The organism is Hydrogenophaga luteola (assembly GCF_042648585.1).
In the GTDB taxonomy this organism is placed as follows: domain Bacteria; phylum Pseudomonadota; class Gammaproteobacteria; order Burkholderiales; family Burkholderiaceae_C; genus Hydrogenophaga; species Hydrogenophaga luteola.
The window spans coordinates 55,752-70,874 of record NZ_JBHRXX010000009.1 but is presented as its reverse complement, the minus strand read 5'-3'; the positions used below and the strand labels follow the sequence as shown (position 1 = coordinate 70,874).

At 66.2% G+C, this 15,123-nt stretch carries 17 protein-coding genes; 7 read left to right on the top strand and 10 right to left on the bottom strand.

What is annotated here, in order from left to right; all coding sequences use genetic code 11:
* The first annotated feature begins 634 nt into the window (after positions 1-634).
* The gene (locus ACFOPI_RS19140; protein ID WP_382177438.1) at positions 635-925 is read left to right on the top strand and encodes a hypothetical protein; all 291 of its coding nucleotides are present in this window, start codon (positions 635-637) and stop codon (positions 923-925) included.
* Here ACFOPI_RS19140 and ACFOPI_RS19135 read toward each other — a convergent pair.
* The 7 genes from ACFOPI_RS19135 to ACFOPI_RS19105 all read right to left on the bottom strand — a co-directional run bounded on the left by ACFOPI_RS19135 (position 900) and on the right by ACFOPI_RS19105 (position 8,224).
* The gene (locus ACFOPI_RS19135; RefSeq protein WP_382177436.1) at positions 900-1,769 is read right to left on the bottom strand and encodes an alpha/beta fold hydrolase; all 870 of its coding nucleotides are present in this window, start codon (positions 1,767-1,769) and stop codon (positions 900-902) included. The two genes, ACFOPI_RS19140 and ACFOPI_RS19135, sit on opposite strands and share 26 nt — an antisense overlap.
* Complete coding sequence (locus ACFOPI_RS19130) at positions 1,766-2,866, bottom strand: branched-chain amino acid ABC transporter permease (RefSeq protein WP_382177433.1); 1,101 nt, start codon at positions 2,864-2,866, stop codon at positions 1,766-1,768. Before ACFOPI_RS19130 ends, ACFOPI_RS19135 begins: the two co-directional genes overlap by 4 nt.
* A 10-nt stretch (positions 2,867-2,876) precedes the next feature.
* Positions 2,877-3,863 (bottom strand): branched-chain amino acid ABC transporter permease, encoded by a 987-nt coding sequence (locus ACFOPI_RS19125; RefSeq protein ID WP_382177431.1) that lies wholly within the window; start codon positions 3,861-3,863, stop codon positions 2,877-2,879.
* Positions 3,860-4,597, bottom strand: a complete 738-nt coding sequence (locus ACFOPI_RS19120; RefSeq protein WP_382177428.1) for an ABC transporter ATP-binding protein — start codon at positions 4,595-4,597, stop codon at positions 3,860-3,862. Before ACFOPI_RS19120 ends, ACFOPI_RS19125 begins: the two co-directional genes overlap by 4 nt.
* Positions 4,594-5,361: an ABC transporter ATP-binding protein gene (locus ACFOPI_RS19115; RefSeq protein ID WP_382177425.1), complete on the bottom strand. Its 768-nt coding sequence runs from the start codon at positions 5,359-5,361 to the stop codon at positions 4,594-4,596. The genes ACFOPI_RS19120 and ACFOPI_RS19115 overlap by 4 nt, the downstream gene beginning before the upstream one ends.
* 36 nt (positions 5,362-5,397) lie before the next feature.
* The gene (locus tag ACFOPI_RS19110; RefSeq protein ID WP_382177422.1) at positions 5,398-6,585 is read right to left on the bottom strand and encodes a substrate-binding domain-containing protein; all 1,188 of its coding nucleotides are present in this window, start codon (positions 6,583-6,585) and stop codon (positions 5,398-5,400) included.
* A gap of 163 nt (positions 6,586-6,748) precedes the next feature.
* Positions 6,749-8,224 carry a sigma-54 interaction domain-containing protein gene (locus ACFOPI_RS19105; protein ID WP_382177420.1) on the bottom strand — a complete coding sequence of 492 codons (1,476 nt, stop codon included), beginning with the start codon at positions 8,222-8,224 and terminating at the stop codon, positions 6,749-6,751.
* Between ACFOPI_RS19105 and ACFOPI_RS24250 the strand changes: the two genes are divergently transcribed.
* A complete protein-coding gene (locus ACFOPI_RS24250) occupies positions 8,127-8,492 on the top strand; it encodes a hypothetical protein (RefSeq protein ID WP_449272027.1) in 366 nt (121 codons plus the stop codon). The two genes, ACFOPI_RS19105 and ACFOPI_RS24250, sit on opposite strands and share 98 nt — an antisense overlap.
* Here the strand turns inward: ACFOPI_RS24250 and ACFOPI_RS19095 are convergent.
* A complete protein-coding gene (locus ACFOPI_RS19095; RefSeq protein ID WP_382177417.1) occupies positions 8,431-9,342 on the bottom strand; it encodes a LysR family transcriptional regulator in 912 nt (303 codons plus the stop codon). The genes ACFOPI_RS24250 and ACFOPI_RS19095 overlap by 62 nt on opposite strands.
* 136 nt (positions 9,343-9,478) lie before the next feature.
* On the opposite strand from ACFOPI_RS19095, the gene ACFOPI_RS19090 reads away from it, so the two are divergent.
* The 5 genes from ACFOPI_RS19090 (at position 9,479) to nfsB (ending at position 12,960) form a co-directional block, all read left to right on the top strand.
* The gene (locus ACFOPI_RS19090; RefSeq protein ID WP_382177415.1) at positions 9,479-9,661 is read left to right on the top strand and encodes a hypothetical protein; all 183 of its coding nucleotides are present in this window, start codon (positions 9,479-9,481) and stop codon (positions 9,659-9,661) included.
* A gap of 28 nt (positions 9,662-9,689) precedes the next feature.
* Entirely contained in the window at positions 9,690-10,784 is a 1,095-nt protein-coding gene (locus ACFOPI_RS19085) for an alkene reductase (protein ID WP_382177412.1), read from the top strand.
* A gap of 28 nt (positions 10,785-10,812) precedes the next feature.
* Positions 10,813-11,829, top strand: coding sequence for a zinc-binding alcohol dehydrogenase family protein (locus ACFOPI_RS19080; RefSeq protein ID WP_382177409.1), 1,017 nt, complete (start codon positions 10,813-10,815; stop codon positions 11,827-11,829).
* 67 nt (positions 11,830-11,896) lie between these two features.
* Complete coding sequence (locus tag ACFOPI_RS19075; RefSeq protein WP_382177406.1) at positions 11,897-12,274, top strand: hypothetical protein; 378 nt, start codon at positions 11,897-11,899, stop codon at positions 12,272-12,274.
* Positions 12,275-12,306: 32 nt separating this feature from the next.
* Positions 12,307-12,960 (top strand): oxygen-insensitive NAD(P)H nitroreductase, encoded by a 654-nt coding sequence (nfsB, locus tag ACFOPI_RS19070; RefSeq protein WP_382177404.1) that lies wholly within the window; start codon positions 12,307-12,309, stop codon positions 12,958-12,960.
* A 99-nt stretch (positions 12,961-13,059) separates the two neighbouring features.
* Here the strand turns inward: nfsB and ACFOPI_RS19065 are convergent, their stop codons facing one another.
* Positions 13,060-14,550, bottom strand: coding sequence for a tripartite tricarboxylate transporter permease (locus tag ACFOPI_RS19065; RefSeq protein ID WP_382178749.1), 1,491 nt, complete (start codon positions 14,548-14,550; stop codon positions 13,060-13,062).
* A gap of 18 nt (positions 14,551-14,568) precedes the next feature.
* The gene (locus ACFOPI_RS19060; protein ID WP_382177401.1) at positions 14,569-15,105 is read right to left on the bottom strand and encodes a tripartite tricarboxylate transporter TctB family protein; all 537 of its coding nucleotides are present in this window, start codon (positions 15,103-15,105) and stop codon (positions 14,569-14,571) included.
* Between the last annotated feature and the right edge of the window lie 18 nt (positions 15,106-15,123).

The window sequence follows — 15,123 nt, the reverse complement described above, 5'->3', positions numbered from 1 at the left end:
GTGCGTGTGCAAGACGAACGGTGGTCGAGGCCGTTCCTACCGCGTTGGCCGAGGTACTTCTTTCTCGCGTTTCCAAGGAGCTGATGTCCGGCGACTACGAAATAACGTTAACTCATCGGTACTACGCTGAGCCACCAGTGAGTGCACAGGAGCTAACGCAAGCGCTGGATGCACCCGAACTCAGGGCTCTAAGCGTCCGACTTGCTCCTCTTCCCGCTGACACAGGTATGACGCAGTTGCGTGAGGAATGGACGAATAAGGCTCATCGTTCTCTAGCCGACGTGATTGTCTACTGGGCAATAGAACTCGCCCTAGCCGTCGCTGCCCTATACCTGCTCTATCGGACGATGTCCACCTATCGACAGCGATTGCGGCGCACATCGCCCACAACACTCAGAGGCCCTCTCGCAGTTCAATCTGGTCTTTTTTTGGTTGGCTGCTTGTCTCTCGTGTCGCCGACATGGCCTGCTCTCTTGGGGCTTGTCGCCCCCCTCGTGCTACTCGCATGGGCATTTGAGATCGGCACCTACGTGTGGGCCCGCCGCAGAGGTCCAGCAAGCCAGATCGAACGCGATGAAACGACTCAACCCGGCATGTGAGTCCCCTCCAGCTTCAAGTCCCAGACATGGCAAACATGGACCTCACCAAAGAAGCTCAGCTGAACATGTCCGTAGGGCATCTGATTGCGACATGGGACATCTTTTCCAACAAGCTGGCTGGAACGGATTTCCTGAACAGCCTGAACGAAGACGAACAGAGAGCAATTTGGGCACTCGAAGACCTGTTCGAGAGTACGCTCTTGGAAAACGGGGTTTCAAGCCGTCCCGCCACTGAATGGGAGCGTCTCGTTCAGGCAGCCAAGCTTCACGTCAGGACCATTCACGTTGACGTCCTGAACCTCACTGCCCCGCCAAAAACCGGCTGACCAGCAGCAACTGCTCCGGCACATTCAGCGCCGGCGCGTGGCCACACCCGGCAATCGTCACCACCAGCGCGCGCGGTCCGCGGTCGCGCATCTGTTCCGCGGTGTCGGCCAGCAGCAGGTCGGACTCGGCGCCGCGCAAGCAGAGCACCGGGATGTCGATGCGGTCGTATTCGGGCCAGCGGTCGTAGTCGCCCGGGTGTTCGGTGAACTGCATCACCATGGCCGGGTCGTAGTGCGGGGTGACGCGGCCGTCGGGCAGGCGGCGCACCGAGCTTTCGGTCAGCAGCGTCCACTGCGCGTCGCTGAGCCAGCCGTAGGGTTTGTAGACGGTGCGGAAGTACTGCTCCAGCTCGCTCACCGTGGCAAAGCTGGCCGGGTTGCCGGCGTAGCTGCGGATGCGTTCGATGGCGGCGTCGGCCAGCTTGGGGCCGTTGTCGTTGAGCACCAGGCGCAGGATGCGCCCGCGCAGCAGGCCGTCGGCGGCCACTATGCCGATGGCGCCGCCCATGGAGGTGCCGACCCAGTGAAACTGGTCCAACGCCAGCTGGTCGACCAGCGCGCGCGCGAGCCTGGCGTAGAAGGCCAGGCAGTACTCGGCCTTGGGCTCCGGGCTCCATTGCGAGAGGCCGCGGCCGATGGTGTCTGGGCAGATCACGCGGTAGCCCAGCGCGCTCAGGTGCGCGGCCAGCGGGTCCATGTCGCGGCCGGTGCGGGCCAGGCCGTGCCAGGCGATGACGGTGCCGTGGTCGGTGGTGCCGGACGCGCGCGCCCAGTCCATGAAGTGGATTTCGCGGCCCTCGCAAGTCAGGTAGCGCGACTGGGGCACAACAGCGAGGTCGTTCATTTCATGCCTTTCAGCCGCGCGAGCACGGCGCGTTCGCGCAGCTTGCCGACGATGCCGGTGGGGAAGTAGTAGACCGAGAGCACGAACAGCAGGCCCAGCCAGAGCAGCCAGCGGTCGGGTGTGAGCAGCGCGGGCAGCAGCGGGATCCCGGCCGTGGCCTCGCCGGCCGCCCGCAACAGGTCCTGCAGGTAGCTCTGCGCCAGCACGAAGAGCACGCTGCCGATGAGTGCGCCGTAGAGCGTGCCCATGCCGCCGATGACGACGATGAGCAGGATGTCCAGCATGATCTCGAAGGACAGCGAGGTGTCCGGCCCGTTGTAGCGCAGCCAGAGCGCCAGCAGGCAGCCGGCCAGCGTGGCGAACAGGGCCGAGAGCACGTTGGAGAGCGTGCGGTAGACGACGGTGCGGTAGCCCAGCGCCTCGGCGCGGAAGTCGTTCTCGCGGATGGCCTGCAGCACGCGGCCGAAGGGCGAGTTCACGATGCGCAGCAGGGTGAGGAAGATGGCGCAGACGCTGGCGAAGATGAGGTAGTAGGTGAGCAGCTTGCCGTTGAGGTTGACCTCGCCCCAAGGCAGGGTCAGCGGTTCTTCGCTCAGCTCGAAACCGGGCGAGAGCAGCTCGGGCACGCTGAAGGTCAGGCCGTCCTCGCCGCCGGTGAAGTCCGAGAGTTGCGAGGCCAGCGTGAGGAAGGCCGAGGCCACGGCCAGCGTGATCATGGCGAAGAAGATCGCCCTCACCCGCAGCGAGAACAGGCCGATCAGCAACGACAGCAGCGTGGACACGAGCAGCGCGCACACCACGCCGAGCCCGATGGTGCCGAACGAGGCCTCTTCCACCGAACTGAGCGCAATCGCCACACCGTAGGCGCCGATGCCGAAGAACATGGTGTGCGCAAAACTGACGATGCCGGTGTAGCCCAGCAGCAGGTCGAAGCTGGCGACCAGCGCGACGAAGATCAGGATCTTGGCCGCCACGTTGAGCGCCTTCACGCCCGGGAACAGAAAGGGCGCGAACGCCAGGCCAAGGAAGAGGACGACCAGCAGCGCCGCCAGCCAGGGGCTGCGCGGCAGGTCTTTGGAGAGGAGTCGTGCAAGCATGGGCGGCACCTCAACGACTGGTGACGGGGTACACACCCTGCGGACGCCAGAGCAGGATGGCGACCATGAGCGCGATGTTGGAGAACAGCGCCACCTTGGGCACCAGGAAGCCGGTGTAGTTGGCCATCAGGCCCACCAGCAGCGCACCGATCAGCGCGCCCAGCGTGGAGCCGAGGCCGCCGATGATGATGACGATGAAGATCAGCACGTTGACCTGCGCGCCCATCTGCGGCACCACGTTCTGCTGGTACAGGCCCCACATGACGCCGCCCAGACCGGCCAGCGCGCTGCCGGCGACGAACACGCCCACGAACAGGCGCTTGATGCGGTAGCCCAGCGACTCGACCATCTCGCGGTCCTGCACACCGGCGCGGATCAGCAGGCCGACCTTGGTGCGGTTGAGCGTCCAGACCATGGCGGCGAACACGGCGGCGCCCACCAGCACCGCGACGATGCGGTACTTCTCCACCGCCGCGTCGCCGATCAGCAGCGAGCCGCGCAGGCCCTCGGGCAGCGGCAGCGGAATCTGCTCCGGGCCCCAGATGACCTTGATCATCTCCTCGCCGATGATCATGCCGCCCATGGTGATCAGGATCTGCTTGAGGTGCATGCCGTAGACCGGGCGGATGATGAAGCGCTCGAACACCAGGCCCAGCGCACCCGCCACCGCCATCGCGACCAGCATCGCCGGCAGCAGCGCCAGCAGGTTCATCCAGAGGCTGTCGGCCGCCGTGTAGGCCCCCATGCTGCCCAGCACCGTGGTCGCCACGAAGGCGCCGAGCGCGATGAACACGCCGTGGCCGAAGTTCAGCACATCCATCAGGCCGAACACCAGCGTCAGGCCCGAGGCGATGATGAAGACGATCATGCCCATCGCCAGACCCGCCACGGTCAGCGTGAGCCAGGTCGCGGGGCTGCCGATCGCCGGCAACGCGGCCAGGGCCAGCACCGGCACCAGGGCCATGGGCTTCCAGTCGAGTTCTTTGAGCGCGCTCATTGGTGGGCTCCCAGGCTCAGGCCGAGCAGCTTGCCCTGCAGCGCTTCGTCGGCGGCGAGTTCGGCCATCGACCCGCTGTGCACCACGCGCCCGTCGTCCATGACGGCCACGCTGTCGCCCAGCTGCTTGGCGAAGTTGAAGTTCTGCTCTACCAGCAGGATCGTGGTCTGCGCCGCCTTGAGCTGGCGGAAAGCCTCGATCATGTTCTGGATGATCGCGGGCGCCAGGCCCTTGCTGGGCTCGTCGATCAGCAGCAGCTGGCGCGGCTCGACGATGGCGCGCGAGACGGCCAGCATCTGCTTCTGCCCGCCGCTGAGCTTGCCGGCCGGATGGTTCCAGAACTTCTTCATGGCCGGGAACAGGCCGAAGATCCATTCGAGGCGCTGCGTGTCGATGTCGTCCAGCGTGCGCGCCCCGCGCGCGGCAAGCAGCATGTTCTCGCGCACCGACAGGTCGGAAAAGATGCCCATGCTTTCGGGCACGTAGGCCACGCCGCTGGTCGCGATCTCGGGCGTCTGGCGCGCAGTGATGTCCTGCCCGGCCAGCGTGACGCTACCCTGACTGGCGTGCCACAGGCCCATGATGGTCCGCAGCGTGGTGGTCTTGCCGGCGCCGTTGCGGCCCAGCAGCATGGTCAGCTCGCCCTTGGGCACGACCAGGTCCACGCCGTGGAGGATGTGGTACGCGCCGATGTGGGTGTGTACGCCTTCAAGCTTCAGCAGTGCTTCGCTCATGCCGCGGCCTCTTCTTTTTCTTCGGGGTTGATGCCGAGGTAGGCCTGCTGCACCACGGGCGAGGCGATCACGGTCGCCGGGTCGCCATCGGCCACCAGTTCGCCGTTGTGCAGCACGATGATGCGGTCCGAGAGTTCGCGCACCACGTCCATCTTGTGTTCGACCAGCAGGATGGTCTTGGTCCGGTCGGCCTTGAGCTGGCGGATCAGGTTCAGGATGACAGGCACCTCGTCCACGCTCATGCCGGCCGTGGGTTCGTCGAACATGAAGACCTGCGGCTCCAGCGCCATCAGGATGCCCACCTCGAGCTTGCGCTGGTCGCCGTGCGGCAGGCTGGCCGCGAGCTGGTCGCCCTTGTCGGCCAGCGCCACCGCTTCCAGCACCTCGTCGGCCCGCACCACGAGGTCGCGCCGGTCGCTCCAGATCTTCCAGAGGTTCAGGCCGGCGCCCGCCCTCGCCTGCACCGCCAGCCGCACGTTCTCGCGCACGGTCAGGTTCGGGAACAGGTTGGTCAGCTGGAAGGCCCGACCCAGCCCGGCCTGCGCCCGCGCCGGCGCCCCCTGGGCCGAGATGTCCACGCCGTTGAGCTTGACGCGCCCGGCCGTGGCCTTGATCTGGCCCGAGATCAGGTTGAAGTAGGTGGTCTTGCCCGCGCCGTTGGGGCCGACGATGGCGGTGAGCGTGCCCGGCGCGAACGCGCAGGACACAGCATTCACCGCCACGTGCCCGCCGAAGCGGACCGTGAGATCAGTGGTTTCAAGCATGGGGACTCCTGGCGCCGCGAGCGCGGCGCAGGGGGTTTACTTCTTGTTCCGGATGGGAACGTTCATCTCGGAGGGCTTGATCTCGCGAATCAGCTCCGGCACGCCCCACGGGAAGGCCGGGTCCACCTTGATCTTGAAGTGGTACATGCTCTGCATGGCCTGGTGGTCTTCCTTGCGGAAGGTCATGGTGCCCTTGGGCGTCTCGAAGCTCATGCCTTCCATGGTCTTGATCAGCGTGGCGGCCTTGGCGTCGCCGTTGGTCTTCTTGAGCGCCGTCACCACAGCCATGGCCGAACTGAAACCACCGGCGGTGAAGAAGTCCGGCGGGGTCTTGAACTGGCTGTAGTGCTGGGCCACCAGGGCCTCGTTCACCGGGTTCTTGGGGATGCCGAAGTAGTAGTAGGTGGCGCCTTCCATGCCGGGGAAGTTCTTGTACGAGGCCATGGCCGGCAGGATGTTGCCGCCGGTGGCGATCTCGATGCCGTAGCGCTTGAGGTCGAGGTCGGCGATCTTGAACGGGTTGCCCGCGCCGGCCCAGATGATGAAGATCACCTTGCGGCCCGGCTGGTCCTTGAGCTTGTCGATCAGGCGCTGCGCACCGGCGGTGAAGTCGGTGGTGCTGGTGGGCAGGTATTCCTCGTGGACGATCTTGGCGGTCTTCACCGCGTCCTTGAAGGCCTTCACGCCGTCGCGGCCAAAGGCGTAGTCCTGCGCCAGGGTGGCGATGGTGGTGCCGGCCTTGTCCAGCGCCACGGCGTTGGAGATCGCGTCCTGCGAGGAGTTGCGGCCGGTGCGGAAGATGTACTTGTTCCACTTGTCGCCGGTGATGGAGTCGGCCACCGCGGGTTCGACCAGCAGGATCTTCTGGTACTCCTCGGCCACCGGCAGCATGGCCAGCGCCACGCCCGAGCTGGTCGGGCCGATCGCCAGGTCGGCCTTGTCGTCGGCGTAGGCCGCGGCCAGCAGGCTCTTGCCCAGGTCGGGCTTGCCCTGGTCGTCCTTCTCGATCACCACGATCTTCTTGCCCGCCACCATCATGGTGCCGCCCGTGGCGTAGTTCAGGCCCATCATCAGCCCGGTCTGGGTCTGCTTGCCGTAGGCCTCCAGCGGACCGGTCTTGCTGTAGACGTGGGCGATGCGGATTTCGCCGCCCGACTGGGCAAAGGCAGCGGCAGCGCCGCAGGCAAGGGCCATCACCGCAACGCGGCGCGTGGTCTGGAACATGTCTTGTCTCCTGGTTGTGGGATCACCGGGCCGGTGAACGCCAGCCCACTTTGCATGGTCCGTGCCAGGAGGAAAAGGCCTTTTGAATCAACGGCCTGCGGTCAACCGGGTGTTCACATGTCTGAAGTTCAGACACATCTGAGAGCACCGAATTGTCTGAATTTCAGACACCTGCCTGATTTTCAGACACAGCCAAGCGGTCGTACAGGCTGGCGCGCGAGATGCCCAGCAGCTTCGCCGCTGCCACCCGGTTGCCCCCGGTGCGCGCCAGGGCGGCGGCGATGGCGCGCTGCTCCAGCTCGGCGATCTGCACCGGCAGCGGCCGCAGGTCGTCGTCCGCGGCCATCGCCGGCACAGGGGCGGCAGGCCGCGACAGCGCGGGCTCGATGCGATCCAGCCCAGAGTCGCGCAGCACCTGCTCCACCTGTTCGGCGCCGATCTGCGGCGAGTCGCTGCGCAGCGCCAGCTGCTCCAGCACGTTGCGCAACTCGCGGGTGTTGCCGCGCCAGGGCTGCGCGGCCAGCAGGTCCAGCGCGGGCGGCAGCAGCTCCAGATGCACATTGGCGCCGCGGGCGGCGATGTCCTCGCACAGCGTCTCGACCAGCAAGGGGATGTCGCCCTGGCGCTCGCGCAGCGGCGGCACGCGGATCGGCAGCACGTTGAGGCGGTAGAACAGGTCTTCGCGGAATTTGCCCTCGCGCACCAGCTGGGCCAGGTCGCGCGAAGTGGCGGCCACCACGCGCACGTCGCAGCGGATCAGCTTGTTGGAACCCAGCGGCTCGATCTCGCCGTCCTGCAGCGCGCGCAGCAGCTTGACCTGCACGGCCATCGGCATGTCGCCCAGTTCGTCGAGAAACAGCGTGCCGCCGTCGGCCAGCTTGAACTTGCCATCGCGCCCCTTCTTGTCGGCGCCGGTGTAGGCCCCGGGCGCCACACCGAAGAACTCGGCCTCCATCAGCGACTCGGGCACGGCCGCCATGTTCACGCCGACAAAGGATCGACCGGCGCGGGGCGAGGCGGCGTGGATGGCGTGAGCCAGCAGCTCCTTGCCCGTGCCCGTCTCGCCCAGCAGCAGCACCGGGCTGGCCGACTGCGCCGCACGCCGCGCCTGGCGCTTGACCTCCTGCGCGGCGGCGCTGCTGCCGACGAAGCTGGCGAAGGTGTACTTGGCGCGGCGCTGGCTGGCGAGTTCGCGCCGCGCGTCGTTCAGGTCCTGCTCCAGCCGCGCGAACTTGGCGATGAAGGGCTGCAGCGTGGTCTCCGGGTGATCGAACAGCACGATGCCCAGCACCCCGATGACCTCGCCCGTTTCGTCGCGCAGCGGAATGCGGCTGACCACGAAGGTGCCGGCCTTGTTGGTGAGCAGGTCGATCAGGATCGGCTTGCCGGTCTCCAGCACCTGATGCATCTGCGTGTTCTGCACCACGTTCGACACCGGGTGGCCGACGAAGTCCTCCTCGCGCTCGTAGCCCAGCGCGGGCAGGAAGCGGCGGTACTGGTCGTTGATCCACACCACCCGCCCCTTGCGGTCCACCAGCAGCATGCCTTCGCTGGCGTTGGCGAACAGGTCGAACATCGAGCGCGCGGCCAGCTCCAGGATGCTCTGGGCGTCGCGCGGAAGGCGGGTGTCTGGCGTCATGGCCGGATGGTACGGCCTGACCTTGGTCCGCGGCCCCCGTCACCTCAAAGACGGCATCAGCGAAGCCGGGGCGATCGCCTGCCGGACGGCTGCAGCCACCAGCGGCAACGTGCACGGTCTGGCCACGCCGCCTTTCTACAACTCCCAATCGGTGTTCTGCTTCCAGCGCATGCGTCGGCGCTCGACACCTCGGACACCCCAGCTGCTCACCCCCCACTGGCGGGCAAGCGACCAATGCACACCACCAGGAACTCCCGCAAGCACCTGAGCAACGGTGTGAGCTGTCCACGGCTGGGGACCACCAGATAGAGCGGTGCGGGCTCGGTGGTCCATGCCGTGCAGAGTGCCCGCAGGCGCCCCTCGGCAAGGTCGCTGGCAACGTCAAGATGGGACTTGTAGGCGATGCCCCGACCGAGCAGCGCCCATTGGCGCACCGCGCCGCCGTCGTTGGACACATTCACCGCCCGCGCGCGCACGGTGAACGAACTCGAGCCGGCAAGCGAAAAGCTCCAGCGATCTCGCACCTCGTCACCGAGCATGAAGCACAGGCAGTCGCGGTCTGCCAGCTCATGCGGGCTCGCTGGTTCGCCATGTCGCTCCAGGTACGCCGGCGAAGCGCACAGAACGCGCCGGTTGTCCGGGGCCAGCGGCAAAGCCACCAGGTTCGAGTCCGGAGGCAGGCCGTAGCGAAGCGCCGCATCCACCGGCTCGCTGTACACATTGGCCAGCCGGTCGGAGAGCTGCAGGCGCAGGCTCACACCTGGGTGCAGGCGCTGGAAGTCATCGAGCCAGGGCAGCAGCACGTTGCGCCCCAGATCGGACGGTGCGGACAGCTTGAGCACCCCTTCCATCGCCGCTTCGCCCTGCGACATCAGGCGCGCGGCCTGCTGCAGCGCCATCAGCGGCTGTCGGCTGTGTTCCAAGAACTGCTCACCGGCCGGCGTGAGACGCAGGCTGCGGGTGGAGCGAACCAACAGCTCCGCGCCAAGCTCGGCTTCGAGGCGCTTGAGCGCTGCGCTGGCCGCCGCCGGGGTCAGGTCCATGGCCCGGGCGGTCGCCGACAGGCTGCCGGTGTCGACCGTGCGGACAAAGATCTCCAGGTCTTGCAGTGCTTTCATGGGGTGATGGAGGGCGTGTTGGTCGTTTGATTTTATTGATTCGATTGAAAACGGAATCAAAAGATAAGGCCTTTTTAAAAAATAGAAAGCACAACAACATGGAGGCATTCCAGAACGCCAACGGATTGCCCCATGAATGCCTCCGCCCACACGACCGAACGTCTGCCCGACTGCGGGCGAGCTCCAGCTGGCGCACGTGGCATTCCGCAGCGATGAGCCTGCATTGACCGTCATCGAGCTGGACGTTCCCGACGACGGTGTCGCACTCGACCTCCACTACGACACCGATCGGGCCGCCCCGATGGGTGATCAGTTCTGACCCCCATCTCAATCGCAGGAGCAATCACATGACCGCCCCCACCCTTTTCTCACCCTTGAAGTTCGGCGCCTTCGAACTGCCACACCGCGTGGTCATGGCTCCCATGACCCGCAGCCGGACGGCCCAGCCGGGGAATGTCCCCACCGCGCTGATGGCGAACTACTACGCCCAGCGCGCCAGCGCCGGCCTGATCATCAGCGAAGCGACCCAGATTTCGCCCCAGGGCCAGGGCTACAGCTTCACGCCCGGCATCCACAGCGCCGAACAGGTGGCGGGCTGGCAAGGCGTGACGCGCGCCGTTCACGCTGCCGGCGGCCGCATTGTGCTGCAGTTGTGGCACGTGGGTCGCATGTCCCACCCGGTGTTCCAGCAGGGGCACGCCCCAGTGGCGCCTTCGGCCATCGCGCCAAATGCCAAGGTGTGGATCGTGGGCGAAGACGGTCTGGGCGGCATGGTGGAGTGCCCGGTGCCCCGCGCGCTCACCCTCCCCGAAATCCAGGCCATCGTCGACGATTACCGCCGGGCTGCCGAGCGAGCCGCAGCGGCGGGCTTCGACGGCGTCGAGATCCACGCGGCCAACGGCTACTTGATCGACTCCTTCCTGCGCTCCGGCAGCAATCGTCGCACGGATATCTACGGAGGCTCCATCGAGAAGCGCCTGCGCTTCTTCTATGAGGTGGTGGACGCGGTGATTGGCGTCGTGGGCCCCGACCGCGTGGGTGTGCGCGTGTCACCGCACATCACACAGCGCGGGATGGACTGCCCCGACATGGTCGCCACCACCTTGCTGGCCGCACGCCGCCTTTCCGAGAAAGGTGTCGCCTATCTGCACTTTGCCGAAGCCGACTGGGAGGATGCGCCACTGGTGCCGGAAGCTTTCAGGCGCGACGTGCGCCACGCGTTCGGTGGCGCCATCGGGGTGGCCGGCGGCTACACGCTGGACCGCGCCCAGGCCGTGATCCAGGGCGGCTGGGCCGACTGGGTGGCGTTCGGCCGCCCCTTCATCGCCAATCCGGACCTGCCGGAACGGCTGCGTCAGCAGGTTCCCCTTGCCACACCCGACACCAGCACGCTGTTCGGTGGCGACGCGCGTGGCTACACCGACTACCCCCGGACCGCCTGACGGTCCCTGCCAACTTCAGGAGAAACCCATGAAAGCCATTGCCTTCCAGCACCCGCTGCCCATCGACGACCCAGCTTCGTTGCTGGACGTGGAACTGCCCTCCCCACAGGTGGGCGGACGCGACCTCCTGGTCGACGTGCACGCGGTCTCGGTCAATCCTGTGGACGTAAAGGTGCGCGCCTCGCGCCAGCCCCAACCCGGCCGGTGGGAGGTCATCGGATGGGACGCGGCGGGTGTGGTCCGCGCCGTCGGGCCGGATGTGACCCTGTTCAAGCCCGGAGACCGCGTCTGGTACGCGGGTGACATCCGCCGCCCGGGCAGCTATGCCGAACAGCAGCTGGTGGACGAGCGCATCGTCGGACACATGCCCCGGAGCCTGGACTTTTCACAAGCGGCCGCCATGCCGCTGACCACCATCACCGCCTGGGAACTTCTCTTCGACCGACTGGGCGTGGCGCCGGGCAAGCGCCAGACACGGGACAGCCTGCTGATCGTCGGGGCCGGTGGCGGCGTGGGCTCCATGCTCACACAGCTGGCGCGCAAGCTCACGAGCCTCACCGTGATCGGAACCGCCTCGCGTCCCGAGACCCAAGCCTGGGTCAAGGACCTCGGCGCACACCATGTGATCGACCACAGTCAGCCCCTGTTCGCGGAACTCCAGCGGCTGCACATACCGGCGGTCACGCATGTGGCCAGCCTCACACAGACCGTACAACACTACGACCAACTGGTGCAGTCGCTGGCTCCGCAAGGCCGACTGGCCTTGATCGACGACCCCGATCAGCCACTGGACATCATGAAGCTGAAGGCCAAAAGCCTCTCGCTCCACTGGGAACTGATGTTCACACGTTCGCTGTTCGAAACCCCCGACATGCAGGCCCAGCACCACCTTCTGTCCGAAGTGGCATCGCTGGTGGACGCGGGTGTGATCCGCAGCACCGCCACCGAGCAGATGGGTGCCATCAACGCGACCAACCTCAAGCGCGCCCACGCCCACATCGAATCGGGTAAGTCGCGTGGCAAGGTGGTGCTCGCTGGCTTTTGATCCCATTGCACCGACCCGTCTTGCGTTCACGGCACCCTCCTCAACCCCATGCCATCAGGACCCACCTATGAAACTCCACCACACCATCGCCGCCGCTGTCATCGCCGCTCAAGGCCTGAGCGCCCAGGCGGCTGACTTCACCGTGTCCAGCAAAACCATCCAGGCGGGCGCCACCATCGGTGCCGACCTCTACTGGAACAACTTCGGCTGCGAAGGCAAGAACCAGATGCCCGACCTGAACTGGAGCGGGGCACCGACCGGAACCAAAAGCTTCGCCGTGACTTTCTACGACAAGGACGCCCCCACCGGCAGCGGCTTCTGGCACTGCAAGGTCGACAAGCTTTCTATGGACAAAGGCGCCAGCCCTGCGCTGATCGGTTTCTTTCTTAGGCAGCACCGCATCGGGCAAACCGAACTGACCGTCAAGGCCAGTCCTCGTCCGTGAACCGATCGACACCGCACACCATGGAGAACGCAGTGAACATTTCCCAGCTGGCCACTGGCCGCCATTCCGCCAAGGCCTTCGACCCCGCACGCACCATCGCAGACGAACACATGGCGCAGATCCGCAGCCTGCTGCGCCACAGCGCTTCGTCGGTGAACTCGCAGCCCTGGCATTTCGTCATGGCCGGCAGTGCGCAAGGCAAGGCGCGCGTGGCCAAGGCCACCCAGCCGGACTTTGTGTACAACACACCCAAAATCGCCAACGCCTCACACGTGGTCGTGTTCTGCGCCCGCAACGACATGGACGAGGCCCATCTCCAGGCGTTGTTGGCGCAAGAGCAGTGCGATGGACGCTTTGTGTCCGATGAGGCGAAACTCGGACAGGACAAGGGAAGGCGCTTCTATACCGAACTCAACCGCAATGGCCCCAAGGGCTTGAACGCGTGGATGGAAAAGCAGGTCTACCTGGCACTCGGCACGCTGCTGCTGGGTGCTCAGGCGCTCGGCATCAACGCTTGCCCAATGGAGGGTTTCGACAGCGCCATTCTGGACGCCGAGTTTGATCTGCCCAGCCGCAGCCTGCACAGTGTCGCGCTGGTGGCCCTGGGATACCGCAGCGAGCAGGACTTCAATGCCAAGCTGCCGAAGTCGCGCCTGCCCGAGGCAGAGATCTTCACAGACTGCTGAGTGTCGAGCCGGCACCAGGTTCGATGGGCCAAGCCGGACGAAATCTTCGTCCGGCTTTCAGGCGCCGCTCAATGCGGCGGAACGTGGGAGCTCTGGTCTTCAGCTGCGACGGTGCCAGGCCAGCAGGCGCGGCGTGATCAGCACCAGCAGCACGATGGTCAGCAACGTGGCCGACATCGGGCGCTCGAAGAACACGGTGAAACTGCCCTCGCCAATCGACATGGCGTTGCGGAACTGCGCCTCGGCCAGCGGGCCCAGGATCAGACCCACGATCACCGGCGCGGTCGGGAAGTCGAAGCGGCGCATCGCCACGCCCACCAGCGCCAGGCCGAACATAAGGAACAGGTCGAACGAGCTCTGGCGCATGCCGTACACGCCCACGGTCGCGAAGATCAGGATGCCGGCGTACAGCGGCGCCTTCGGAATCTTCAGCAGCTTGACCCACAGGCCCACCATCGGCAGGTTCAGCACCAGCAGCATGACGTTGCCGATGTAGAGCGAGGCGATCAGCGCCCAGACCAGGTCGGACGAGGTCTGGAACAGCTGCGGGCCGGCGTTGATGCCGTAGTTCTGCAGCGCGCTCAGCAGGATGGCGGCGGTCACCGAGGTTGGGATACCCAGGGTGAGCAGCGGCACCAGGGTCGCCGTCACCGCCGAGTTGTTGGCAGCTTCGGGGCCGGCCACGCCTTCGATGGCGCCGACCGTGCCGAACTCCTTCTTGTGCTCCGGGTCGGCCAGCTTGCGCTCGGTCGCGTAGCTCAGAAAGGTCGGGATCTCGGAGCCACCTGCGGGGATCGTGCCGAAGGGGAATCCAATGACGGTGCCGCGCAGCCAGGCGGGCCAGGAACGGCGCCACTCGGTCTTGGTCATGTGCGCCTTGTTCATCTTGTTCATGCTGGCTTCGCTCTTGCCCTCGTACAGGGCGTTGTAGAGCGCTTCCGTCACAGCGAACAGACCCACCGCCACCAGCACCACCTCCAGGCCGTCCATCAGTTCGATCACGCCCGCGGTGTAGCGCACCTGGCCGGTGATCTGGTCCATGCCGACCAGGCCCATGGCCAGACCGACGAACAGCGAGGTCAGGCCGCGCAGCGTGCTCTGGCCCAACACGGCGGAGACGGTCGTGAAGGCCAGCAGCATCAGGCAGAAGTACTCGGGCGGACCCAGCTTGACGGCGAACTCGGCCAGGATGGGCGCGAACAGCGTCACCAGCACGGTGGCAATGGTGCCGGCCACAAAGGAGCCGATGGCCGAGGTGGCCAGCGCAGCGCCCGCACGGCCGTTCTTGGCCATCTTGAAGCCTTCGAGCGCGGTGACCATGGTGCCGGTCTCGCCCGGGGTGTTGAGCAGGATCGAGGTGGTCGATCCGCCGTACATGGCGCCGTAGTAGATGCCGGCGAAGAAGATCATCGAGGCGGTCGGTTCGACCTGCCCGGTGATCGGCAGCAGCATGGCCACGGTCACCGCCGGGCCAAGGCCGGGCAGCACGCCGATGGCGGTGCCCAGCGCGCAGCCGGCCAGCGCCCACAGCAGGTTGAGGGGGGTGGCTGCGGTGGCGAAGCCGCCCAGCAACTGGTTCCAAGTGTCCATCATGGTCGTGCTCCCTGATCAGATCCAGCCGGTGCCGGTCAGGCCCGGCAGGTTCACGGCGAGGAATTTGGTGAACAGCCAGTAGGTCGGCGCGGCGATCACGACACCGGTAACCACGTCGCGCACCGCCTGCATGGCGTTGCCTCCGGACTTGCCTTCGCTGATGCGCAGGCCGCGCACCGCGAGCGTGTAGCACAGCGCACAGCTGAGCACGAAGCCGATGGTCGTGATAAGCGCCGCATTGCCCAGGATGCCGGCCGACACCCAGGCCAGCGCGTGCCAGTCACCGCGCGGGGCGCCCGAGGGCTCCTCCATGTTGCGGTAGCCGCCGGAGCGCACTTCCAGAATCAGCATCACACCGCACAGGCCCAGGGCGCCGGCGACCAGCCAGGGCAGGAAGTCGGGACCCACGCCCGCGTAGCCGGCGTCGGACGGGATGTGGGCCGCGCCGTAAGCCAGCAAGGCGGCCACCACCACGGCGGCGATGCCCATGGCCAGCTGACCGGGACGGTGATCGGGGCGCTCTTGCTGCGCAGGGGTGGTGTCGGCATTCATGACGTGCTCCACTCGTAA

Bases quoted from the DNA above. Each gene is read 5' to 3' on its own strand.
- ACFOPI_RS19140 (WP_382177438.1), top strand. From the start codon at position 635: ATGGACCTCACCAAAGAAGCTCAGCTGAACATGTCCGTAGGGCATCTG.
- ACFOPI_RS19135 (WP_382177436.1), bottom strand. From the start codon at position 1,769: ATGAACGACCTCGCTGTTGTGCCCCAGTCGCGCTACCTGACTTGCGAG.
- ACFOPI_RS19130 (WP_382177433.1), bottom strand. From the start codon at position 2,866: ATGCTTGCACGACTCCTCTCCAAAGACCTGCCGCGCAGCCCCTGGCTG.
- ACFOPI_RS19125 (WP_382177431.1), bottom strand. From the start codon at position 3,863: ATGAGCGCGCTCAAAGAACTCGACTGGAAGCCCATGGCCCTGGTGCCG.
- ACFOPI_RS19120 (WP_382177428.1), bottom strand. From the start codon at position 4,597: ATGAGCGAAGCACTGCTGAAGCTTGAAGGCGTACACACCCACATCGGC.
- ACFOPI_RS19115 (WP_382177425.1), bottom strand. From the start codon at position 5,361: ATGCTTGAAACCACTGATCTCACGGTCCGCTTCGGCGGGCACGTGGCG.
- ACFOPI_RS19110 (WP_382177422.1), bottom strand. From the start codon at position 6,585: ATGTTCCAGACCACGCGCCGCGTTGCGGTGATGGCCCTTGCCTGCGGC.
- ACFOPI_RS24250 (WP_449272027.1), top strand. From the start codon at position 8,127: ATGCCTTCGCTGGCGTTGGCGAACAGGTCGAACATCGAGCGCGCGGCC.
- ACFOPI_RS19105 (WP_382177420.1), bottom strand. From the start codon at position 8,224: ATGACGCCAGACACCCGCCTTCCGCGCGACGCCCAGAGCATCCTGGAG.
- ACFOPI_RS19095 (WP_382177417.1), bottom strand. From the start codon at position 9,342: ATGAAAGCACTGCAAGACCTGGAGATCTTTGTCCGCACGGTCGACACC.
- ACFOPI_RS19090 (WP_382177415.1), top strand. From the start codon at position 9,479: ATGCCTCCGCCCACACGACCGAACGTCTGCCCGACTGCGGGCGAGCTC.
- ACFOPI_RS19085 (WP_382177412.1), top strand. From the start codon at position 9,690: ATGACCGCCCCCACCCTTTTCTCACCCTTGAAGTTCGGCGCCTTCGAA.
- ACFOPI_RS19080 (WP_382177409.1), top strand. From the start codon at position 10,813: ATGAAAGCCATTGCCTTCCAGCACCCGCTGCCCATCGACGACCCAGCT.
- ACFOPI_RS19075 (WP_382177406.1), top strand. From the start codon at position 11,897: ATGAAACTCCACCACACCATCGCCGCCGCTGTCATCGCCGCTCAAGGC.
- ACFOPI_RS19065 (WP_382178749.1), bottom strand. From the start codon at position 14,550: ATGGACACTTGGAACCAGTTGCTGGGCGGCTTCGCCACCGCAGCCACC.
- ACFOPI_RS19060 (WP_382177401.1), bottom strand. From the start codon at position 15,105: ATGAATGCCGACACCACCCCTGCGCAGCAAGAGCGCCCCGATCACCGT.